At 70.3% G+C, this 22,005-nt stretch carries 22 protein-coding genes; 15 read left to right on the top strand and 7 right to left on the bottom strand.

Going from position 1 to position 22,005, the window contains the following annotated elements; genetic code table 11:
* The first annotated feature begins 5 nt into the window (after positions 1 to 5).
* Together ACWGUG_RS03515 and ACWGUG_RS03520 are read left to right on the top strand one after the other, a co-directional pair.
* Positions 6 to 473, top strand: a complete 468-nt coding sequence (locus tag ACWGUG_RS03515; RefSeq protein WP_336393909.1) for a hypothetical protein — start codon at positions 6 to 8, stop codon at positions 471 to 473.
* Between the two features lie 7 nt (positions 474 to 480).
* Positions 481 to 828: a DUF6232 family protein gene (locus tag ACWGUG_RS03520; protein WP_336393908.1), complete on the top strand. Its 348-nt coding sequence runs from the start codon at positions 481 to 483 to the stop codon at positions 826 to 828.
* Positions 829 to 839: 11 nt separating this feature from the next.
* Here ACWGUG_RS03520 and ACWGUG_RS03525 read toward each other — a convergent pair whose 3' ends face one another.
* Positions 840 to 1,451 (bottom strand): zinc-binding alcohol dehydrogenase, encoded by a 612-nt coding sequence (locus tag ACWGUG_RS03525; RefSeq protein WP_336393907.1) that lies wholly within the window; start codon positions 1,449 to 1,451, stop codon positions 840 to 842.
* A 131-nt stretch (positions 1,452 to 1,582) separates the two neighbouring features.
* On the opposite strand from ACWGUG_RS03525, the gene purM reads away from it, so the two are divergent.
* From purM to ACWGUG_RS03540, 3 genes are read left to right on the top strand one after another with little or no spacing between them, the layout of a single operon-like run.
* Positions 1,583 to 2,749, top strand: a complete 1,167-nt coding sequence (purM, locus tag ACWGUG_RS03530) for a phosphoribosylformylglycinamidine cyclo-ligase (protein ID WP_336393906.1) — start codon at positions 1,583 to 1,585, stop codon at positions 2,747 to 2,749.
* A gap of 31 nt (positions 2,750 to 2,780) precedes the next feature.
* Positions 2,781 to 4,241, top strand: a complete 1,461-nt coding sequence (gene purF, locus ACWGUG_RS03535; RefSeq protein WP_336393905.1) for an amidophosphoribosyltransferase — start codon at positions 2,781 to 2,783, stop codon at positions 4,239 to 4,241.
* Positions 4,242 to 4,293: 52 nt separating this feature from the next.
* Positions 4,294 to 5,523: an MFS transporter gene (locus tag ACWGUG_RS03540; protein ID WP_452323835.1), complete on the top strand. Its 1,230-nt coding sequence runs from the start codon at positions 4,294 to 4,296 to the stop codon at positions 5,521 to 5,523.
* Between the two features lie 98 nt (positions 5,524 to 5,621).
* Here the strand turns inward: ACWGUG_RS03540 and ACWGUG_RS03545 are convergent, their stop codons facing one another.
* Positions 5,622 to 5,819: a DUF3073 domain-containing protein gene (locus ACWGUG_RS03545; protein WP_194397108.1), complete on the bottom strand. Its 198-nt coding sequence runs from the start codon at positions 5,817 to 5,819 to the stop codon at positions 5,622 to 5,624.
* 167 nt (positions 5,820 to 5,986) lie between these two features.
* Here ACWGUG_RS03545 and ACWGUG_RS03550 point away from each other — a divergent pair, with 167 nt between their 5' ends.
* Together ACWGUG_RS03550 and ACWGUG_RS03555 are read left to right on the top strand one after the other, a co-directional pair.
* Positions 5,987 to 6,526 carry a universal stress protein gene (locus tag ACWGUG_RS03550; RefSeq protein ID WP_336393903.1) on the top strand — a complete coding sequence of 180 codons (540 nt, stop codon included), beginning with the start codon at positions 5,987 to 5,989 and terminating at the stop codon, positions 6,524 to 6,526.
* Positions 6,527 to 6,629: 103 nt separating this feature from the next.
* On the top strand, positions 6,630 to 7,955 hold the full coding sequence (locus ACWGUG_RS03555; RefSeq protein WP_452323836.1) for an alpha-L-fucosidase: 1,326 nt from the start codon (positions 6,630 to 6,632) through the stop codon (positions 7,953 to 7,955).
* Between the two features lie 76 nt (positions 7,956 to 8,031).
* On the opposite strand, the gene ACWGUG_RS03560 is transcribed toward ACWGUG_RS03555, so the two are convergent.
* Together ACWGUG_RS03560 and ACWGUG_RS03565 are read right to left on the bottom strand one after the other, a co-directional pair.
* A complete protein-coding gene (locus tag ACWGUG_RS03560) occupies positions 8,032 to 8,640 on the bottom strand; it encodes a PadR family transcriptional regulator (protein ID WP_336393901.1) in 609 nt (202 codons plus the stop codon).
* Entirely contained in the window at positions 8,640 to 9,629 is a 990-nt protein-coding gene (locus tag ACWGUG_RS03565; protein ID WP_336393900.1) for a DUF4097 family beta strand repeat-containing protein, read from the bottom strand. Before ACWGUG_RS03565 ends, ACWGUG_RS03560 begins: the two co-directional genes overlap by 1 nt.
* 167 nt (positions 9,630 to 9,796) lie before the next feature.
* On the opposite strand from ACWGUG_RS03565, the gene ACWGUG_RS03570 reads away from it, so the two are divergent.
* A complete protein-coding gene (locus tag ACWGUG_RS03570) occupies positions 9,797 to 10,576 on the top strand; it encodes a MerR family transcriptional regulator (RefSeq protein WP_452323837.1) in 780 nt (259 codons plus the stop codon).
* A gap of 82 nt (positions 10,577 to 10,658) precedes the next feature.
* Here the strand turns inward: ACWGUG_RS03570 and ACWGUG_RS03575 are convergent, their stop codons facing one another.
* The gene (locus ACWGUG_RS03575) at positions 10,659 to 10,823 is read right to left on the bottom strand and encodes a hypothetical protein (protein ID WP_336393898.1); all 165 of its coding nucleotides are present in this window, start codon (positions 10,821 to 10,823) and stop codon (positions 10,659 to 10,661) included.
* Positions 10,824 to 11,030: 207 nt separating this feature from the next.
* Here ACWGUG_RS03575 and ACWGUG_RS03580 point away from each other — a divergent pair, with 207 nt between their 5' ends.
* The 7 genes from ACWGUG_RS03580 to ACWGUG_RS03610 all read left to right on the top strand — a co-directional run bounded on the left by ACWGUG_RS03580 (position 11,031) and on the right by ACWGUG_RS03610 (position 18,399).
* Positions 11,031 to 11,918 carry an SDR family oxidoreductase gene (locus tag ACWGUG_RS03580; protein WP_452323838.1) on the top strand — a complete coding sequence of 296 codons (888 nt, stop codon included), beginning with the start codon at positions 11,031 to 11,033 and terminating at the stop codon, positions 11,916 to 11,918.
* Positions 11,919 to 11,972: 54 nt separating this feature from the next.
* The gene (locus ACWGUG_RS03585) at positions 11,973 to 12,239 is read left to right on the top strand and encodes a DUF7218 family protein (protein WP_452323839.1); all 267 of its coding nucleotides are present in this window, start codon (positions 11,973 to 11,975) and stop codon (positions 12,237 to 12,239) included.
* Between the two features lie 66 nt (positions 12,240 to 12,305).
* Positions 12,306 to 13,310 (top strand): DNA topoisomerase IB, encoded by a 1,005-nt coding sequence (locus ACWGUG_RS03590; RefSeq protein ID WP_452323840.1) that lies wholly within the window; start codon positions 12,306 to 12,308, stop codon positions 13,308 to 13,310.
* Between the two features lie 4 nt (positions 13,311 to 13,314).
* A complete protein-coding gene (locus tag ACWGUG_RS03595) occupies positions 13,315 to 13,728 on the top strand; it encodes a CrcB family protein (RefSeq protein ID WP_452323841.1) in 414 nt (137 codons plus the stop codon).
* Complete coding sequence (locus ACWGUG_RS03600) at positions 13,725 to 14,096, top strand: fluoride efflux transporter FluC (RefSeq protein ID WP_336393893.1); 372 nt, start codon at positions 13,725 to 13,727, stop codon at positions 14,094 to 14,096. Before ACWGUG_RS03595 ends, ACWGUG_RS03600 begins: the two co-directional genes overlap by 4 nt.
* 168 nt (positions 14,097 to 14,264) lie before the next feature.
* Positions 14,265 to 18,104, top strand: coding sequence for an efflux RND transporter permease subunit (locus tag ACWGUG_RS03605; protein WP_452323842.1), 3,840 nt, complete (start codon positions 14,265 to 14,267; stop codon positions 18,102 to 18,104).
* A 67-nt stretch (positions 18,105 to 18,171) separates the two neighbouring features.
* Positions 18,172 to 18,399 carry an RNA-binding S4 domain-containing protein gene (locus ACWGUG_RS03610; protein ID WP_452323843.1) on the top strand — a complete coding sequence of 76 codons (228 nt, stop codon included), beginning with the start codon at positions 18,172 to 18,174 and terminating at the stop codon, positions 18,397 to 18,399.
* 99 nt (positions 18,400 to 18,498) lie between these two features.
* Here ACWGUG_RS03610 and ACWGUG_RS03615 read toward each other — a convergent pair whose 3' ends face one another.
* Entirely contained in the window at positions 18,499 to 20,661 is a 2,163-nt protein-coding gene (locus ACWGUG_RS03615) for an alpha/beta hydrolase-fold protein (RefSeq protein ID WP_452323844.1), read from the bottom strand.
* 300 nt (positions 20,662 to 20,961) lie between these two features.
* Positions 20,962 to 22,002, bottom strand: coding sequence for a serine hydrolase domain-containing protein (locus ACWGUG_RS03620; RefSeq protein ID WP_452323845.1), 1,041 nt, complete (start codon positions 22,000 to 22,002; stop codon positions 20,962 to 20,964).
* Positions 22,003 to 22,005 lie beyond the last annotated feature (3 nt).

The raw sequence follows: 22,005 nt of genomic DNA on the forward strand, positions 1-22,005 counted from the left end.
GCACCATGATCCGCGCGCGCACCGGCGCAGCCGGCGACGACGACCCCGACGAGCACGTCATCCACGAGGAGTGGGAGTCCGTCGGGGTCCGTCGCGCCCCGCGCATCGGGCGGATCATGATCTCGGGCATCGTCCTCGGCCTGGTGACGGCGGGCGTCCTCACCGCGGCGGCCGCCGTGTCCGAGGAGCCGGGCGGCCCGCTCTCCACGGGCGCCTCGGGCTACCTGCGCGTGTTCGGCGTCTTCGCCGTCATCTGCGTCGGGTTCGGGCTCCTCGTCGCGGGCCTCGTCGTCATCGTGCTCGACCGCGTGGTGGGCAGCCGCGGTCGCTCGGTCATCGCGGAGCACGCCACGAGCCTCAGCGACGACCTCGTCTCTCCGGTCACCGACGACGTGCCGCAGTGGGTGCGGGACGCCGAGGACATCGAGACCGACCGGCCCGACGGCCCGAGCGGCCGCCGGCCGAAGGGATAATGGAGACATGCCCGAGCACAGCCAGGACCGCGTCGAGACGCTGCGCGTGCGGCGGGCCCCGAAGATCTCGGTCTTCCTCATCGCCGGCGCCGCGCTGGGCCTGCTGGTCGCGATGATCCTCACCTTCGCCTTCGACGGCACGTCGCAGGTGAGCCCGAACACCGGTGTGGAGTACTCGCAGACCCAGGTCTTCGGCTTCCTGGCGCTCATCTGCGCGCCCGTCGGCATCGTGCTCGGCGCCCTGGTCGCGCTGCTCCTCGACCGCCGGTCCCGCCGTCACACGCACGAGGTCTCGGTCGACCACGCGTCGGTGCAGGTCGACCCGCAGTCCGGCGCAGACGACGATCGCCGCTGAGCTCGGGCTCTTCAGGCCAGCTCGGCGATGATCGGGTGGATCGCCGCGTCGAAGGCGGCGACGTCGCCGCGCAGGCCGTCGGTGACGGCGATCGTGAGGGAGCCGATCCACCACACGCCCCGCTGATTCAGCGGCAGCACCTGGACATTGAGTTCGAACGAGTGCGCCCGGCGGCCCACCTGCCGCTCGTGCTCGGCGATGGCGCCCGCATACGCCCGGTAGGCGGTGCCGGTGCTGTGCGACGCCTCTTTGCGGTAGCGCTCGTGGGCGGCCTTCGCGAAGGCCATGGCGTCGGCGGCATGGGGCGTGAACGCGTGCCGCAGGTCGTCGCAGCCCTCGACCGGCAGGGCGAGCGCCATGTCGAACCCGTCGACGAGCTGGAGCGGAACCGGCGACGGGTGCGCCTGCGGTTCGACGGTCATCGCCCAGAACTCTCGCCACTGGCGTTCGAGCGTCGCCTGCGCCTCGTCGGACCGGTCGTTGGCGCGCAGGGGGATTCCGCGCAGATGGGGCAGCTCCTCGGGAGAGCGAATGCCGAGCACCTGGCGCAGATAGAGGGCGAGAAGAACCGGCTGACCTGCGTCTTCGCGGATCAGCCACTCCGGTGCACCGGTGCCGCCCATGCGGACATCATAGATCCGCCCGGCGACGTCGGGACCGGGGCGCGGGCAACGATCAGGGTGCCGATCGGCGCCGGGGGAGCGACCCGTAACCCCGGCATCCGCCCAGCCACGCCGCCGGTAGGCTGGTAGCCGTGGCCTCCTCCGAACGCGACGCCCCTTCACGCCCCGAACAGCCGGTGAACCCGTACGTCGCTGCGGGCGTCGACACCGCCGCCGGCGACCTCGCCGTGGAGCTGATGAAGTCGGCCGTCCGCCGCACGCACGGACCCGAGGTGCTCGGAGGCGTCGGCGGCTTCGCCGGGCTCTTCGACGCCAGCGCGTTCAAGGCGTACGACAAGCCGCTGCTGGCCACCAGCACCGACGGCGTCGGCACCAAGGTCGCCATCGCGCAGGCGATCGACAAGCACGACACGATCGGCCAGGACCTCGTCGGCATGGTCGTCGACGACATCGTCGTCGTCGGGGCCAAGCCGCTGTTCATGACCGACTACATCGCCTGCGGCAAGGTGTTCCCCGAGCGCATCGCCGACATCGTCCGCGGCATCGCCGCCGGCTGCGCCGAGACGGGCACCGCCCTGGTCGGCGGCGAGACGGCGGAGCACCCCGGGCTGCTCGGCGTCAACGACTACGACGTCGCGGGCGCCGCGACCGGTGTTGTCGAGGCCGACCGCGTGCTCGGCGCCGAGCGGGTGCGCGAAGGCGACGTGGTGCTGGCGCTCGCGAGCTCGGGCCTGCACTCCAACGGCTACTCGCTGGTGCGCCACATCGTCACCGGCGCCGGCGTGCAGTACGGCGACAACGCCGCCGACTTCGGCGCGACGTGGGGCGAGGCCCTCCTCGAGCCGACGCGCCTGTACACCAAGCCGCTCCTGCGGCTCATCGCCGATCACGGCGACCGCGTGCACGCGCTCAGCCATGTCACCGGCGGCGGCATCGCGGCGAACCTCGCCCGCGTGCTGCCGCAGGGCACGTGGGTCGAGGTCGACCGCTCGACGTGGTCGCCCTCCCCTGTCTTCCGCGTCCTCGCCGACCTGGGCGACCTCGACCTCGAGTCGACCGAGGGCACCTGGAACCTCGGCATCGGCTTCCTCGCCGTCGTGGCGGCCGACAAGGCCGAGGCGGCGGCATCCGCTCTCTCCCTCGGCGGCATCGCGACCTGGCAGGTCGGCGTCGTCCGCGGCGGCGCCCGGCCGGACGGCGAGTGGGAGCAGGGCGCAAAGGGAGTCGACGGCGGCGCGGTGCGTCTCGTCGGCGCCTATTCAGACCACCAGGCGCACGCGAGCCACACGGCCCGCTGAGTCGCACGACCTTACGGAGCAGGCAACACCCATGTGCGGAATCGTCGGGATGGTGGGCCGCGGGTCCGTCAATCAGGAGATCTACGACTCCCTCCTCCTCCTGCAGCACCGCGGTCAGGACTCCACCGGCATCGCCACGGCCGAGCGTCATGGGGTCGTGCACATGCACAAGACGCGGGGCCAGGTGCGCGAGTCGTTCCGCACCCGCGACATGCGCGCGCTCCTCGGTGAGATCGGCCTCGGCCATGTGCGCTACGCGACCAAGGGCACCGCGTCGAATGAGGAGGAGGCGCAGCCCTTCTACGTCAACGCGCCGTACGGCATCGTCATGGTGCACAACGGCAACCTCACCAACACGCGCGAGCTGACCGAGGAGCTGTTCCACAAGGACCGCCGCCACCTCAACACCAGCTCCGACACCGAGCTGCTGGTGAACGTGCTGGCCAACGAGCTGCAGTCCTCGATCTCGGGACTCGAGCTCGACCCCGAGCAGGTGTTCCAGGCGGTCACGCGCGTGCACGAGCGCGTCGAGGGATCGTACGCGGCGATCGCGCTGATCGCGGGGTACGGTCTGCTGGCGTTCCGCGATCCGTTCGGCATCCGTCCCCTCATCCTCGGCACGCGCAAGAACGCGGACGGCCACTACGAGTGGGTCGTCACGAGCGAGTCGCTCGTGCTGGAGAACGGCGAGTTCGAGGTCGTGCGCGACGTCGACCCGGGCGAAGCGGTCTTCATCGACCTCGAAGGCAACCTTCACACCCGCCAGTGCGCGAGCGACCCGCAGCTGGTGCCGTGCTCGTTCGAGTACGTGTACCTCGCGCGTCCGGACTCGGTCATGAACGGCATCTCGGTGTACGAGGCGCGCCTGCGCATGGGAGACCGCCTCGCCGACACCATCGCGAAGTACACGCCGCGCGAGGCGATCGACGTGGTCATGCCCATTCCCGACTCCTCGCGGCCGGCGGCGATGCAGGTCGCGCGCAAGCTGGGCGTGGAGTACCGCGAGGGCTTCTACAAGAACCGGTACATCGGGCGGACGTTCATCATGCCGGGGCAGGCGGTGCGGAAGAAGAGCGTGCGGCAGAAGCTCAATGCCATGTCGACCGAGTTCAAGGGCAAGAACGTGCTCCTCATCGACGACTCCATCGTGCGCGGCACGACGTCGAAGGAGATCATCCAGATGGCGCGGGATGCCGGTGCCAAGAGCGTCACGTTCGCCTCGGCGGCGCCGCCGGTGCGCTACCCGCACGTCTACGGCATCAACATGCCCTCCCGGCACGAGCTGGTCGCGCACGGCCGGACGATCCCCGAGATCGCGCAGGAGCTGGGCGCGGACTTCGTGGTCTACCAGGAGGTCGACGACCTGAAGGCCGCGATCCTCGAGGGGTCCGACGTCGAGGATCTCGACATGAGCTGCTTCGACGGCCGGTACATCACCGGCACCGTCACCGACGAGTATCTCGCGTGGGTGGAGGGCTCCCAGGAGAGCTGAGCCCGTCGGCCGGCGCGCCGAGGGCATCGGCGCCGGCTCTAGGGTTGTACGAGTGACATCGTCCCCTGCCCGCCCGCTCTGGCAGGGGCGAACCCTCGCCCTCGTCGGCATCGTGCTGTTCGCGTTCTCGCTGCGGTCGGCCGTGGCCTCGCTGTCGCCGCTCTTCGACCACATCTCGGCGGACTTCGCGCTGCCGGCCGCGGTGATCGGCCTGATCGGCACCGCCCCGCCGGTGTGCTTCGCCGTGTTCGGCCTGCTCACCCCGGCGCTCGAGCGCCGGTTCGGGCTCGAGCGGCTCGCCGTGGTGGCGATGGCGGTCGTGGCGGTCGGCCTCGTCGCGCGCAGCCTCGCGCCCAGCTCGGGGCTGCTGCTGGCCGGCACGGCGTTCGTCTTCGCGGCCGTCGGGACGGGCAACATCCTGCTGCCGCCGCTCGTGAAGCGCTACTTCCCCGACCGCATCGGGCTCATGACGACGGTGTTCTCCACGACGATGGCCGTGTCGACGTTCCTGCCCGCCCTCGTCGCGGTGCCGGTGGCGGATGCCACGGACTGGCACGTCTCGCTGGGACTGTGGGCGGTCTTCGCCCTCATCGCGACGATCCCGTGGATCGCACTTGCGCTGCGCCGCCATGCCGACGAGGCCGACGACGACATCGAGCAGGCGAGTCCTCGCGTGTTCGGGCGGATGTGGCGCATTCCGCTGGCGTGGGCGCTGCTGGTCGCGTTCGCCGTCTCGAGCACGATCGCCTATACCTCGTTCGCGTGGATGCCGAAGATGCTCGTCGACATCGCGGGCGTCACCCCCGCCACGGCGGGCGCGCTGCTCTCGCTCTTCGGGTTCATGGGGCTGCCGGCATCCCTCGTCGTGCCGCTGCTGGTGACACGTCTGAACGCGACCCGCGCGCTCTTCGGCGTCGCCGTCGTCACCGGCTTCGCTGGCATCGCGGGCCTGCTGTTCGCGCCGGCGGCGGCACCATGGCTGTGGGTCGTGCTGATCGGGCTCGCGCCGCTGCTGTTCCCGGTGGTCCTCGTGCTGGTGGGGCTGCGCACGCGCACGCACGAGGGCGCGGTCGCTCTCAGCGGGTTCGTGCAGAGCGGCGGCTACGCGATCGCCGCGCTGTTCCCGGTGGGCATCGGCCTGCTGCACGACGCGACCGGTTCGTGGACCGGCCCCCTCATCGTGCTCGCGTGCGTCGTCGCCGCCGCCATCCCGGCGGGCGCGGTGGCGGCGCGGCGGCACACCGTCGAAGACGACTGGTCCCGGCGCCACGGCGCGTGGTGACCGCGCCCGGATCGGCCCCGAGCACGACGAACCCCGCGCACCGCAGCGCGCGGGGTCGTCTCAGAGCGCGGTGAGGCGTGACCGCCTCGCACGAGCGCTCAGGCTTGCGACGACGAGACGGGCGAGGTCTCGTCCTCGTCCTCGTCGTTGTACTGGTCCGCCCACTTGTCGACGTACTCGTCTTCGCTGTGGTGACCGAGCTCGCGCTCGAGCGCCGAGTAGTTCACGCTGTACGTGTCGTACTTCAGCTCTCGGGCGATCTTGGTGTGCTTCGCCTTCTGACGGCCACGCCCCATGCGAGACCCCCTCATTTAGAGTCGCGGGCTTTTCTGCGGGCTTTCCGCCGCGCAACCCGGGCATTCACGAATCCGGCTTCGAGCCGGTAAGAGTAGCATTCAGGATAACACGGAGCCCCCGCACCCCGGCGGTTCCGGCCCCAGTGGTGCGGGAGGAGCACGGACGTATGACCGACGAGGCATCCGAGCCCGAAGTCGACGACAGCAGCAACGCGAGCCTGCACGGGGCGGTGATCGCGGGAGTGATCCCCGACCAGTCGCCGCGGGTCCTCAAAGAGGCCGCTCGGTACGCGAAGCTCCTCCGGGCGCCGCTGGCGGTCGTCCACGTCGACGTCACCCGCTTCGTCACCTACGAGGACCCCGACGGCTACGTCCACTCGGCCCCCATCGACATGAACATCACCGGTGGCGAGGGTGACCTGACGAGCGTCCAGGATGCCGCGGCAGCCGTCCTCGCCGACTCCGGCGTGGACTGGACCGTGCGCCAGCTCGTCGGCGACCCGGCGATGGCGCTCAAGCACCTGGCGGATGAGATCGACGCCCGGCTGCTCGTGGTCGGCACCCGCAAGCGCGGGTTCGGTGAGTCGGTCCGCGAGTTCTTCACCGGCTCGGTCGGCGCCCGCCTCGCGCATCGGCAGCACCGCCCGATCCTGGTGGTGCCGCTGGGCGAACCGGTGCCCGACGACGAGGAGATCTGGCCCGCCTGACGCCCGTCGGTCCAGCGCCGGGCCATCGTCGAAAGAGCGGATGTTTAGGCCGCGCTGTTGACTCGCTTTCCCGATATGTCCAAGATTGAGGACGATACATCGGATGAAAGTCGAGGATGCCGTGACCGATGAGAGCTGGGACGACCTGTCACGCCCGCTGCCCGAATGGTTCGCGAAGGCGAAGTTCGGAGTCTTCATCCACTGGGGTGCGTACTCCGTGCCCGCGTGGGCCGAGCCGATCGGCGCGCTCGGCGAGGTGCCGGACGACCAGTGGTTCGCCCACAACCCGTACGCGGAGTGGTACTTCAACACCATCCGGATCGACGGCAGCCCGGCACAGGAGCATCACCGCACCGTCCACGGAGATGCACCGTACGACGACTTCCTCGACCAGTGGAAGGCCGAGCGCTTCGATCCGGCGGCGTGGGCGGAGCTGTTCGCCCACGCGGGGGCGGAGTACGTCGTTCCGACCACGAAGCACCATGACGGCATCGCGTTGTGGGACGCCCCGGGGACGGCTTCGCGCAACACCGTCCGGCGCGGCCCGCAGCGCGACCTGATCGGCGCGATCGCGGACGCGGTCCGCGCGAAGGGGATGCGGTTCGGCGTCTACTACTCGGGCGGGCTCGATTGGTCGGTGAGCGATCTGCCGCCTCACCGGTCGGGCCCGGAGGTGCACTCGATTCGTCCCAACGACGCCGCGTACAACTACTACGCGCTCGCCCACGTACGCGATCTCATCGACCGCTATCGCCCCGACGTGCTGTGGAACGACATCAACTGGCCCGACGCCGGCAAGCATTTCGGCAAGGACGGGCTGTACGAGCTGTTCGCGCAGTACTACGAGGCGAATCCCGACGGCGTCATCAACGACCGGTGGGGCGATACGCATTCCGACTTCGCGACCACGGAGTACTCGGCCGGACGCGAGAACGAGGCCAAGGAGGTCTGGGAGAACAACCGCGGCCTGGGGTGGTCGTTCGGATACAACCAGCTCGAGTCGCCCAAGGAGATCCTGGACTCGACCAGTCTGGCCAAGCACTGGATCGACGTCGTGGCCAAGGGCGGCCGGCTGCTGCTGAACGTGGGGCCCACCGCGGAGGGGATCATCCCGGAACTGCAGCAGGAGTCGCTGCGCGGGTTCGGCGACTGGAAGCGCGCGGTGGCCGAGGCGTCTGAGACCACGATCCGCCGCGAGAGCCCGCAGTGGTCCGATGGGCGCTGGATGCGGGAGTGGTGGACGCCGTCGGAGCGCATCGTCTTCCTCGACGGGACCGGCGACCACCGGCTCGGCCGTGACAGCGTGGACTTCGACCGCTCCCGCGTGCTGTCGGGCGACCTGGTGGTCGAGCGCGACGGCGACGACGCGATCCTGCGCGTCGGCGACGTCGACGGCGGCCCGGCGGCGGTGGCGTTCGCGCGGCGCTGATCGGCGGCGCGCGCACGACGAGAGGGTGGGCTCCCGGGACGGGGCCCACCCTCTCGCATTCAGCGGATGCCGCGGCTCAGCCTCGCAGCGCGCGTGTCACGTCGCGCGCGATGCGGTCGAGCTCGCCGGCGACCTGGTCCACCACCGTGGAGGCGAGCTCGCCGCCACGGGCGACATGGACGCGGACGTCACCGCGCAGGTTCGCGCGGAACTCGTTCACGAGCGCGTCGAGCCGCTGCACCTGCTCACGGCTGCGGACGCGCGGGTCGTCCTCGCGCGGACGCTGCGGTGTGGTCTCGCGCTCCTCGCGGGAAGCGGCGGCGAGATCCGCCCGCAGGCTCTTCATGGCCTCGCGGACGCTGCCGCGCACCTCGTCGGCGATGAGCCGCACCGAGTCGGCGAGACCCGCCTCGATGCCCTCGAGCTCGCCGGCGCGGGCCTGCACCTCGGCGTGGCCTGCCTCGGTGATCGAGTAGACGGTCTTGCGGCCGTCGACGGACTTCGTCACGAGGCCCTCCTCTTCGAGCTTCGCCAGTCGCGGATAGATCGTGCCGGCGCTCGGGGTGTAGGTGCCTCCGGTGCGGTCCGACAGGGCCTGCATGATGTCGTAGCCGTGTCGGGGCCCTTCATCGAGCAGGTTCAGCAGGTACAGGCGCAGGTCGCCGTGGGAGAAGACCGGGGCCATCACAGCTCCTCCCGGTCGGCGCCGGCCTCGGCCTGCCGGTCGGTTCCGAACGGGGTGTCCGCGGTGCTGTCGCCGCCGTACGCCTCGGCCGGAGCCTCGGAGCCCGCGACGGGAGCCTGAGCGGCCGGCGTCGTGCCGACGGAGGCCGCGGCCGGGGCATCCGTCATCTGGGCGGCCGCGCGGCGGAGCACGGTGATGTCGCCCGAGACGCTGTGGGCCCGCACGTCGGCGAAGTTGCCGCTCAGCTCGCCCACCGAACCGGCGTAGTTGGTCGTCGGGCCGGTGCCCTGGCCGGAGCGCACGACGCCGTCGATCTGCACGCGGCCGCTGACGCTGCGGATGACGTAGTTGGCCGGGTAGCCCTCGTCCAGCCGCACGGTGGAGCTGCCGCTGACGGTGTTGAGACCGACGGAGTGGATCTCGCCGGTGGAGTCGACCAGCACGGAGCCCGACACGGTGTCGACGGTGGCCTTGCGCAGCGAGCCGGTCGCCGCGACGTCGCCCGAGACGCTGTTGGCGTTGAGGCCGCCGACGAGGCCGCGCACCTGCACGTCGCCCGAGACGGCGTTGACCGAGAGGTCGCCGGTGAGGCCGTCGACCAGGATGTCGCCGGAGACGGTGTTCAGTGCGGCGCCGGCCTGGAGGCCGGTGACGAGGGCGCTCGCGCTGACCACGCCCAGGGTGAGCGCGACGTCGCGGGGCACGGCGACGCTGATCTCGGCCTTGGGACCGCCGGCGCCGAAGTTGCGGAACACCTCGAGGAAGTTGTCCCAGCGCAGCTGCGGGTGGTCGATCTCGACCTGGTCCTCGGTGACCTCGATGCGGAGGTCCTTGACGGTGACGTCGTGCACCTCGATCCGGATGCCCGGCTCGTCGTGGGCGACGACGTCGACCTGTCCGCCGACGAGGCCGATCTTGAGCGAGCGAACGGCTTCGATGTCGATGACGCGCGTCTCGCCCGGGTGGATGATCCACTTCTCCAGGGTCATGGCTGCTTCTCCTGCCTGTCTGGGGTATTCGCGATATATCGCGTGTCTGAAGGATAACACGATATATCGCGACCATGTCAAGAAAGTACAGCGATCATTCGGCTTGACCTTGACGCAGCGTCAACCTTTACCGTGATCAGGGACGGCACGAGAGAGGGGAAGAGGTCATGACGGATCACGAGTGGTCGATCCAGCAGATCGCCAAGCTCGCCGGAACGACCAGCCGAACGCTGCGTCACTACGACGACATCGGGCTGCTCGCGCCGTCGAGCGTGGGCCACAACGGCTACCGCCACTACGACCAGGCCGCGCTCGTGCGCCTGCAGCGCATCCTGCTGCTGCGCGAGCTCGGACTGGGGCTGCCGCAGATCGGAGAGGTGCTCGATCGCGAGGCGTCCGAAGCGCACGCGCTGGAGACTCACCTCGCCTGGCTGCGGCAGGAGCAGGACCGGCTGACGCGGCAGATCGCGTCGGTCGAGAGCACGATCAGCGCATTGAGAGGAGGTGAACGACTGATGGCAGAGAACATGTTCGACGGCTTCGACCACACGCAGTACAAGGACGAGGTAGTAGAGCGCTGGGGCACGCAGGCCTACGCCGACAGCGACCGGTGGTGGCGCTCGATGAGCGCGCAGGAGAAGGCCGCGTGGCAGCAGCGCGTCTCCGAGCTCGGCCGTGACTGGATCGCCGCGGCGGAGTCCGGCATCGCGCCCGACAGTGATGAGGCGCAGGCGCTCGCGAAGCGCCACGTCCAGTGGCTGACCGGCGTGCCCGGCACGCCCGCGGCGACGCCCGGTGGCGACGTGAGGGGCTACGTCCTGGGGCTCGGGGAGATGTACGTCGCCGACCCGCGCTTCGGCGCGAACTACGCGACGAGCTCGGGCGGCACACACGGTGCGGAGTTCGTCCGCGACGCGCTCCGCGTGTACGCGGAGGCGAACCTGTAGTCCCGCGCGGACCCCGTAGACAGGCGGATGCCGCGGCCAGCTCTGGCCGCGGCATCCGCCGTCTACAGCTCAGTGGGTCGGGTCAGGCCCTGCGGTTCCCGCTGATCACTCGGAACAACCACACGATCAGCGCGATGACACCGACGATGATGGCCACCCACAGCAGCCAGTTCAGCGCGGAGTTCAGACCGCCCACGATCGCAAGGATGATCGCGACGACGATGATGATGATCAAGGCGAGGTTCATGAGATCTTCTCCTTCTGCGTGTCCGGTGCAAGGGGATGCAACGGATGCCTTGTGGGCACGGTCTCACAGTGGCACTGGTGACCGCTCCTTCGCAGGGGGTTGACGGCGTGTCGGCGCCGGTGATAGTCGAAAGGCCTCGTGTTAAGGCCGTCCGCCGGGGAAGTCAACCCCCGTGAACGCGCGCACGCGCGGCCCTAGCGTGCGGGTATGAGTTCATCGGCGCCCCAGGACCCCACGACCGCGCACCACGACGAAGGCTTCCCGGCTCAGCAGCAGGACCAGCCGGGGCTCACCGGCAAGACGCGTCCCGAACCCGATCACGGCGAGGAGTCGTATCGGGGCGCCCAGCGCCTGACCGACCGCCGCACGCTGATCACCGGGGGCGACTCGGGCATCGGCCGCGCGGTCGCCGTCGCCTTCGCCCGCGAGGGCGCCGACGTGGCGCTGGTCTACATGCCCGAGGAGGAAGAGGACGCGCAGGACACCGCGCGCGTCGTCGCCGACGCCGGCCGGCGGGCGCTGACCCTTCCCGGCGACCTTCGCGAGGAGCAGTTCTGCGCCGACATCGTCGAGCGCACCGTCCAAGAGCTCGGGGGACTCGACGTCCTCGTCCTCAACGCGGCGTACCAGAAGGACCGCGACGGCATCGAGACGCTCGAGACCGCGGAGATGGAGCGGGTGTTCCGGACCAACCTCTTCGCGCAGATCTTCACACTCCGTGCCGCCGTGCCGCACCTGAAGCCGGGCGCCTCGATCATCCTCACCACGTCGGTGCAGGCGTTCAACCCCTCGCCGGGCCTCGTCGACTACGCGATGACCAAGGCCGCTCAGGTCGCGCTCGTGAAGGCGCTGGCCGAGGAGCTGGGGCCCAAGGGCATCCGCATCAACGGCGTGGCGCCCGGTCCGATCTGGACGCCGCTCATCCCCGCCACCGGCTGGGACGAGGAGCGCCTCGCGTCGTTCGGGCAGGACACGCCGCTGGGCCGCGCCGGTCAGCCCGCGGAGCTCGCGGGCGCGTACGTGTATCTCGCCTCGGCCGTGTCGTCGTACACCTCCGGCGCCATCGTCCCGGTCACCGGGGGAAAGCCGCTCTGAGCGGGCGGCCAGCACGTCCGCATCCGAGCGATGCGGCGAGGGAAGGAGGAAGCGATGCCTCGAGGACGCGGATCCAACCTCAAGGATCCCGAGCTGTACGAGGAGCTCCGCAAAGACGGAGCGTCCAAGGAGAAGGCGGCGCGCATCTCGAACGCGGCGGCCAACCAGGGCCGCAAGACGGTCGGACGCCGCGGCGCCCAGGCGACGAACTACGACGACCGGACCGTGCCCGAGCTGCGCAGGCGCGCGAAGGAGCTCGGCCTCTCGGGCTACTCCGGCAAGAAGAAGTCCGAGCTCGTCGAGATGATCCGGAACCACTGACGATGTGGTCGCCGGGCCGACCGGGCAATGCGCCGGCCGGCCCGGCGGTCGGGGGAGACTGAGCACATGCCGAAGCTCACGCGTGTGCGCCCCTTCCACGACCCCGGCTTCCGGCGTCTGCGAGCCGGGTCCGGCTTCCGGTATCTCGACGCGAAGGGCCGCACGCCCGGGCAGCGGCACCTGGAGCGGATCCGGGCGCTGGTCATCCCGCCGGCCTGGCAGGACGTCTGGATCAGCGTCCGCGACGACGGCCACATCCAGGCGGTGGGGACCGACGACGCCGGGCGCCGGCAGTACATCTATCACCCCGCCTGGACGGCCGGCCGCGACCGGGGCAAGTTCGCCCGCGCCCTCGCGCTCGCCGAGGCGCTGCCCCGCGCCCGCGCACGCGTCACCACCTCGATCCGCCGGGACGACCTCGATCGCGAGCGGGTGCTCGCCGTCGCCTTCCGGCTGCTCGACAACGCCGCACCCCGCATCGGATCCGAGCGCTACCTCGCGCAGAACGGCAGCCGGGGGCTCACGACCCTCCATCGACGGGATGCCTCCGTCGAGGGCACCGTCGTCACCCTCACGTTCCCGGGCAAGAGCGGCAAGCTGCAGTACCTCGAGATCGACGACGCCGACCTGGCGGCGGCGATCGAGCTGCTCGTGCCCGGGCGCCCGCGCTCACCGCTGCTGGCGTTCAACCGCGCCGGGCGCCGCGTGCCGCTCACCCCCGCCGAGGTCAACGCCTACGTGCGGTCGCTCACCGGCGGCAAGTTCACCGCCAAGGACTTCCGCACGCTCCGCGGCACGATCCTCGCCGCCGAAGCGCTCGCGCACATCGGCACCGTCGACACCAAGACCGACCTCAAGCGCGCCGAGGTGCTCGCGGTGCGCGCCACCGCGGAGGCCCTCGGCAACACCCCGGCGGTCGCCCGCGGGTCGTACATCGATCCCCGCGTCTTCGTCCGTTACCGCGAGGGCAACCTCCTGGACCTGTCCAGGACGCCCGAGTCGGCGATCCGGTCGCTGCTGCGCCCGGTCCGCAGCGATACCGAGCCGGAGGACGTCGCTGAAGTAGCGTGAGTGGATGCCCCAGCCCGTCGATGTCCGCGTGCTCGCGGTCACCGTGGCGGGCGGGGCGGTCGGCGTGCTGGCCCGGGCCGCGATCGTCCTGCCGGTCGGCGACCCCGCCGCCGTGCCGTGGGTGACGCTCGGCATCAACGCGGCCGGCTCGCTGCTCCTGGGCATCGTCGTCGGATGGCTCGACGGGCGGCGTCCGCTGCTCCGCGGGTTCCTCGGCACGGGCGTGCTCGGCGGGTTCACGACCTACAGCGCATTCGCGGTGGCGACGGCCGCGTGGGCGGCGACGCCGTGGCTCGCTTCGGCGCTGGCCGCGGTATCCGTCACCGCCGGCGTCGTGGCAGCCGTCGTCGGCCTCTTCCTCGGACGCCGGATCGCCGACGCCCCCGGCCGAATCGAGGGACCCGAGGACGCCGAATGAGTCCCCTGCTGCTGGTGGTCGCCGCGGCCGGGGGCGTCGGGGCGGGCCTTCGCTACCTCGTCGACCGCCTCGTCACGCCCGCCGCGGGCGCGCGGTTCCCGGTCGGCATCCTGATCGTCAACGTCTCGGGGTCATTCGCGCTCGGCGTGCTCACGGGGCTCGGCGCGGCGGTGGCGCCCGGGCTGTCGCTCGCCCTCGGTGCGGGGCTGCTGGGCGGGTACACCACCTTCAGCACGGTGTCGGTCGAGACGGTGCTGCTCGCCGAGCGGCGGCGGTGGCGGGATGCCGCGCTCAACCTCTTCGGCACGCTCGCGCTCGCCGCGGTCGCCGCCGGGCTCGGGCTGCTGCTCGGCTCCGCGGCGGCGTGACCCGTCGACCGGCACTCAGGGCGCTCACATGAGAGCTGCATGAAATACTGACACCCGATACATCTTCGTATCGTGCCGGCTCCTGCCGCCGGATCGAGTGCGGTTCCGCGCGAAACGGGGACCGTATCGAGATCATCCGTCGCACCACTTCACCCAGCGAAGGCACCTGTGTCCAACCTCGCCGTCCTGAGCCTCAAGAACCGCGCGCTCATCGCGCTGATCACGATCGTCGCCGCCATCTTCGGCGGCCTGGCGCTGACGAATCTCAAGCAGGAGCTCATCCCCTCGATCGAGTTCCCCGCCCTCATCGTGGTGTCGACCTACCCGGGCGCGTCGCCCGAGGTCGTGAGCAACGACGTCTCGGTGCCGATCGAGAACGCCATCCAGGGCGTGCCGGGGCTCGAGACCTCGACGGCGACCAGCACCACCAACGCCTCGATCGTGCAGGCGTCCTTCACCTACGGCACGGATCTCGCCACCGCCGAGCAGAAGATGACGCAGGCGATCAACCGCATCAAGAGCCAGCTCCCCGAGAGCGTCGAGCCGAGCGTCATCTCGGCGAGCATCGACGACTTCCCCGTCATCCAGCTGGCCGTGACCGGCTACGACGACGAGGAGGCGATCCAGTCGCAGCTGGAGGCATCCGTCATCCCCGACCTCGAGGACGTGGCCGGCGTGAACGCGGCGCAGATCGTCGGCGGCGTCGGGCAGCGGATCACCATCACGCCCGACCAGGCGGCGCTCGCGGCCGCAGGGTTCACGCAGCAGGCGATCAGCGACGCGCTCGAGCAGAACGGCGTGCTGTTCCCCGGCGGCGAGATCACCGAGGGCGACGAGACGCTCACCGTGCAGACGGGCGCCAAGATCACGACGGTCGACGAGATCGCGGCGCTGCCGCTGGTGCCGTCGACGCCGGAACAGACGCTGGCGGGGGCGACGACGATCGCAGACGTCGCGACGGTCGCCGAGGAGGCCGACCCGGTCACGACGGTCTCGCGCGTGAACGGCGAGCCCGCGGTCACGATCGCCGTCACCAAGCTCCCGGCGGCCAACACCGTCGACGTCTCGCGGGGGGTGCTGGCGATCCTGCCCGACCTCGAGGAGTCGCTGGGCGGTGCGCAGTTCACCGTCGTCTTCGACCAGGCGCCGTACATCCAGGAGTCGATCGACACGCTGGCGAAGGAGGGCCTGCTCGGCCTCGTCTTCGCGGTGCTCGTGATCTTCGTCTTCCTGCTGTCGGTGCGCTCGACGCTCGTCGCCGCGATCTCCATCCCCACCAGCGTGCTCATCACGTTCGTGGGCATCCAGGCATTCGGGTACTCGCTGAACATCCTCACGCTCGGCGCGCTCACGATCGCCATCGGACGCGTCGTGGACGACTCGATCGTCGTCATCGAGAACATCAAGCGCCACTACGTCGGCGACGCCGACAAGCGCAGGGCGATCCTCCGCGGCGTGCGCGAGGTCGCCTCGGCCATCACGGCGTCGACGATCACGACCGTCGCGGTGTTCCTGCCCATCGCCTTCGTCGGCGACGTCACCGGCGAGCTCTTCCGCCCGTTCGCGCTGACCGTCACCATCGCCATGACCGCGTCGCTGTTCGTCGCGCTCACGATCGTGCCGGTGCTGGCGTACTGGTTCCTCAAGCCCGGCAAGCCGATCCTCGACGAGCGCGGCGTCGCGATCGACCCGGAGGACCCTGCGGCGCCGCCCAGCCGCCTGCAGAAGTCGTACCTGCCGATCCTGCGCTGGACGCTGAAGCACTCGTGGGTGACGCTGGGACTCGCGCTGCTCGTGCTCGCCGCGACGATCGCCGCGGCGCCCTTCATGAAGACGAACTTCCTGGGCGACTCCGGCCAGAACACGTTCACCATGACGCAGGAGATCGGCGCGGCGCCCTCGCTCGAGGCCGAGAGCGCGGCCGCCGAGGAGGTCGAGGAGGTGCTCCTCGGCATCGAGGGCGTCGAGACCGTCCAGGTGTCGATCGGCTCCAGCGGCTCGGCGCTGCGCGACGCCTTCTCGGGCGGCGGCAGCGGCATCACCTACTCGATCACCACCGACCCCGGTGTCGACCAGGTCGCCCTGCGCGAAGAGGTGCAGGCGGCGGTCGCCGATCTCGACGACGCCGGCGAGATCACCGTCTCGGCGGCGGGCGGCGGGTTCGGATCGAGCGACATCGAGATCGATGTGACGGCGCCCGACGCCGACACGCTGGAGACGGCGACGGATGCCGTCGTCGAGGCCGTCGACGCAGCCGAAGGCGTCGGCCAGGTCTCGAGCAACCTCTCGGCATCGCTGCCGTACATCGCCGTGACGGTGGACCGCGAGCGGGCCGCCGAGCTGGGCCTCTCGGAGGTCGCCGTCGGCGCGCTGGTGTCGAACACGATGCAGCCGCAGTCGATCGGCTCGGTCGAGATCGACGGCACGTCGCTGACCGTGTACCTCGCGGCGTCCGAGACGCCCGCGTCGCTGGACGAGCTGCGTCAGCTCCAGGTGCCGAGCGCCACCGGACCCATCCCCCTCGAGGAGGTGGCGACCGTCGAAGAGAGCGAAGGCCCGACCTCGATCACGACCGAAGGCGGCCGGCGCACCTCGACGGTGACGGTGACGCCGTCGACCGACGACCTCGCCAGCGCCTCGGCCGCGGTCACGACCGCGCTGGAAGACGCCGACCTGCCGGCATCCGCCGACGCATCCCTCGGCGGCGTGGTGACGCAGCAGCAGGACGCCTTCACGCAGCTCGGCCTGGCGCTTCTGGCCGCGATCCTCATCGTCTACATCGTGATGGTCGCGACGTTCAAGTCGCTGCGCCAGCCGCTGCTGCTGCTGATCTCGGTGCCGTTCGCGGCGACCGGCGCCATCCTGCTGCAGATCATCACGGGTGTGCCGCTCGGGGTCGCATCGCTCATCGGCGTGCTGATGCTCATCGGCATCGTCGTCACGAACGCGATCGTGCTCGTCGATCTCGTCAACCAGTACCGCGAGAAGGGGCTGTCGGCCCGCGACGCCACGATCGCCGGCGGCTCGCGCCGTCTGCGCCCGATCCTCATGACCGCGCTCGCGACGATCTTCGCCCTCACTCCGATGGCCCTCGGCATCACCGGCCAGGGCGGTTTCATCTCGCAGCCGCTCGCGATCGTCGTGATCGGCGGCCTGGTGTCGTCGACGGTGCTGACGCTCCTCGTGCTGCCGACGCTCTACAACCTCGTCGAGGGCGCGAAGGAACGGCGGGCCGAGCGCCGCCGCGGACGTGACGGCGGTCCCGGGCCGGACGGCGAGGGTCCCGCCGGCGGGACGGATGCCGCGGCCGTGCCGGCGCTCGTCGGCGCGGGCGCTGCGGCGGGCGAGGCCGATGGCAGCGGCGAGATGGCCGCGGGCGGAAGCGCTGCCGGAGCCGGTGCCGCTGCCGCCGCCGCGGCGGCATTCGAGACGCGACGCCAGCGCCGTCTGCGCGAGTCCGCGGGCGCGGTCTCGACCGATACCTCGGAGATCGCGGTGCCCGTCATCGAGGAAGGGCCCGACATCGAGGTGTCGGATGCCACGCCGGCGCCCGCCGGCGCGGCACACGACGTGGAGCCCGCGCAGGCGAACGTCGAGCCGGTGGACGTGGAGCCGGTGGACGTGGAGCCGGTGGACGTGGATACCGCGGATGCCGGTGAGCCGGTGGACGTGGAGCCTGCGGATGCCGCTGAGCCGGCGAATGCCGGTGAGCCCGGGGGTGTCGGGGCCGACGGCGAGGGCGAGGTGCCGGTGATCGAGCAGGGTCCCGACATCGAGGTGTCGGAGTCGGCTGCTGCGCCGGCGGAGGCGACGCCGAGTTCGGACGAGACCGGCGAGGCCGAGGCATCCGACGATGTCCCCGCGGAGCCTGCCGCGGCGCCGGACGAGGAGGCGGACACCGCAACTGCGGAGACCTCAGCGCCGCTCGAGCGCGAGAACGAGACCGGGGACGCGCATGATCCGGACCGGCGCGAAGACGACGGGGATCGCACCCGCGGCGACGGCTGAGTCGCGGGTCCGACCGGGCGACCGCCCCGGTTGAAGAGCCGGCGGGAGCAGCGGCTACGATTCGGGGATGACCAACCCGGCTCGCATCGACGACGTCTCGATCGGCGGGGGGGCGATCCGTCTCGGGCAGTTCCTGAAGTTCGCCGGGCTCCTCGACTCCGGAGGAGAGGTGAAGGAGGCGATCATCGACGGCGCCGTGACGGTGAACGGCGAGGTCGACCGACGCAGGGGGCGCCAGCTCCGCCTCGGTGACGTCGTCGGCTACGAGGGCCGCCGGGTTCGCGTCTGCGCGTGAAGTCCGATCCGCCTGCTGTGCGAAGCCGGTGACCCGTGAGGGCGAGAATGCGGTTCTCGCCCTCACGGGCCGTCGTGTCACCCGATCGAGCCCGAGGCGTCAGCCCTGGAACAGGCGCGGCAGCAGGTCGATCAACGACTTCTGCCACACGTCCCAGCTGTGCGGGCCGGGGATGATCGGTGCGAACTCATGCTCGACACCGCGGTTCGTCATGCTGCTGATCAGGCTCAGCGTCGCTCCGTAGGTGAAGTCCTGGACGTCACCGGAGTAGATGCGCAGCAGCTTGGTGCCTTCGTTGATCGCTGCGACGTCGGCGCCGGCGGGAACGCTGCCGAACGCCGACATCCCGCTGATGTACGCGAACTCACCCGGGTGCGCCCACAGCGTGGTGAGAGTCGCACCGGAGCCCATCGACAGTCCCGCGAGGGCCCGGTCTTCACCCTCGCTGCTGACGTTGTACTGGGCCTCGGCTGCCACGGTGATGCGCTGCGTGATCTCGTTGGGGAAGTTCACGCCGTTGCCGTTGGCCATGACGACCACCATCGGCACGATGTTGCCCTTGGCGTAGTGGTTGTCCAGGATCTGGGCGGCGAAGCCGACCTCGATCCAGTCCGTCCACGTCTGTCCGCCGCCGTGCTGGAGGTAGAACACCGGGTAGGGCTCTTCACGCTCGGCGTCGTAGCCCGGGGGCGTCCACACGTACGCGGAGCGCTCGGGGTTGCCGTTCGCCGTGCTCGTGTAGTTCATGACCTCGACGCTGCCGCGCAGCTCGGGCGCGACCGGGGTCGTGTACTCGCCGCGCAGCGTCTCGTCACCGGGCACCTGGAACGTGCTCCAGTTGGGCTCGGAGAACACCGTCGTCGGGTTCGTCTCGTCCTTGTGGTCGACACCTTCGACCACGAACTTGTAGTAGTACGAGCCCGCCTCGACCGGCATCGTCAGGCGCCAGCGGCCGTCGTCCTGCTTGGTCATGGGCGTGCGCGGCCAGCTGCCGGCAGGGCCGAAGTTGCCCCACACCGTCACGTTGTTCGCGTCGGCGAACTCCGTCCCGGTCTCGAAGGTCACGACGCCGTTCTCGTCGATCCACGGCGTCGGAGTGGTGCCCGGGGCCGGGAGCGAGTGCGGCTCGAGCGGGAGGTGGCCTTCACTCGGACCGGTGTCGCCCGGGGCCTGGAACACCCGCTGCGCGAAGTCGTGCAGGTTCTTCTGCCAGGTGTCCCAGGTGCCGCCGGTCTCGGGGTCGGAGCCGTCCGACTGGAACTCGACGCCCGCGGCACCGAGCTTGTCGGCGAGGGCCACCGTCGGGTTGTAGTTCGGGTCGGTGACGTTCCCGACGTACAGGCGGATGAGGTCGGTCGCGTCGTTGATCTGCCGCGCCTTGCCCTTGCCCACGTTCTGCTCGAGGTCACCCGAGAAGGAGCCCACGTTCGAGAACTCGCCCGTGGCGCTGACCAGGAGGCTGAGAGCCTGCTCGGCGCCACGCCCGATACCGGCGATCGCGCGGTCATCGGCGTCGCCCGAGATGTTGAACGCCCCCTCCGCAGCCGGGAGCAGGTTCTTGACCACCTCACCGCGGATCTCATCCGTCTCGCCGTCGCCCATCACGACGACCATCGGCTCGGCGTCCCCGTCGACCGTCAGATTGTCGAGGATCTGCTTCAGCCGCCCGAGCTCGACCCATTCGCGATAGCTCTGACCCTCGTCCTGGAGGAGGTAGAGCACCGGGTACGGCTCCGCGCGGTTCTCGTCGTAACCCGGGGGCGTCCACACGAGGGCCGACCGCTCGGCGCCCGCGACGGAGCTGTCGTAGCTGAGCTCCTCGAGACTCCCGCCCGCGGGTTCGTCCGCGAGCCACTCGGCGCCCGGGCCGTCGACGAACAGTGTGTTCCACGTCGGCTTCGACGTCACCTCCTGAGCGCTGGCGGGGTTGCGGAACGCAATGGCGTCCTCACCCCACGACGGTCGTGCCGAGTACTGGTAGTAGTACAGACCCGGCTCGAGCGGGCCGATGGTCGAGGTCCAGTTGCCTCCGCCGGACCCCATGTTCAGGGTCGTCCAGGTCTTGCCCGGCGCGAAGTTGCCTTCGACCGCCACCACCGAGCCCGCGATGCCGGTCGCCGGCTGAATCGCCGAGTTGGGAACCGTGAACCGGTAGACGTCTGGGACGACGTTGTCGATCTCGGCGACCCACGGGTCTTCGGCGGCGGCGGCCGGCTGCGCCGTGAGGAGGGTAGACACGCCCAACGCGGCCGCAGTGGCCATCGCCACCCACACACGACGGGAGCGCTTCTCAGTGCCCCGCCCTTGATCTGTCCACATCACCTTTGATTTCCTCTCGTGTGACCTCCCGCATGGCGTCATGCGGGAGCCTTGCCCGCCGGGAGGGATGAGCCGCCGGCGGAGCGGCGACGTAGCTCCGCGTGTGCGGTTTACAACGTCGTAAATTCCCTACCCGCCCATCGTGATGTCCCGGCAAGTGAAGGTCAAGAGGAATTTGCAACGTTGTACAGAACTGCCTCCGATACCTCCCGAGCCGATCCCGGTTGTTCGGACTCGGGCGCGCTAGTTCTCGTCGGGGAACCTGCCCCGGACGGTTCCGTCCATGGCGTCGGCGAGGGCGTAGATCACCGGCCAGGCGCCCTCCGAGCTGTTGCCCAGCACCGTCACCGTCGTGCGGGTCTCCGGGATGTGGGTGGACCGGAACGACGCGCCCGCGTCGTAGCCTTCGAGGATCAGCGACGAGTTGCGGCGGCCCAGCCACAGCCCCATCCCGTATCGCTTGTGCTCCGATGGCACATCGAGGCGAGGACGGGTCATCTCGGCGAGCGTGTCTGGCGCCACGATCCTGCCGTCCAGGAGTGCGTTCCAGAATCGGTGCAGGTCATCGGCGGTGAAGTACATGCCGCCGTCGCCGTTGCCGCGTACCGGGAGGTGCAGCACGTTGGTGCGGTCGCCCTCCCCCTCCAGGTAGCCGAGCGCGGCATCGCCCGGGAGGTCGTCGGAGCGGAGGAAGGCGGACCCGGTGAGACCCGCCCGGTCGCAGATTTCCGTGTGGACCAGGTCGTGGAAGCCGCGGCCGCTGACGCGCTCGGCGAGAAGCGCGAGCACCACGTAGCCGCCGTTGCAGTAGGAGAAGCGCTCGCCGGGCGGGAACTTCTGCGGGAAGCCGTCGAGGGCGGGGAGGAACCCCTCCGTCTCGGCGAGCAGATGCAGCGGCAGGGAGAAGATGTAGTCGTCGATCTCTCCGTCGCCCTCCTCGTCGAGGTAGTCGCCGATACCGGAGGTGTGCGTGAGGAGGTGCTCGACGGTGACCCTGTCGTCGATCAGCGGCAGGTCGTCACCGAGCAGGGGACGTACGGGATCCGCGAGGTCGAGCATGCCGTCCTCGACGAGTCGCATGATCACGAGCGCGGTGAAGCCCTTGCTTCCGCTCGCGGCCGAGATGCGGGTGCTCGGCGTGTTGCGCACCCCGAGCGCGCGGTGCGCGAATCCCTCGCAGCGCTCGAGCGTGCGGGTGTCTCCCTCATCGATCGTGAGCACACCGGTGAACGACTCCGCTGCGATGGCGGCGTCAAGCGCCTCGGCGGTCAGGGGAACGCTCATGGT

It is taken from the genome of Microbacterium sp. NPDC055455 (assembly GCF_053619935.1).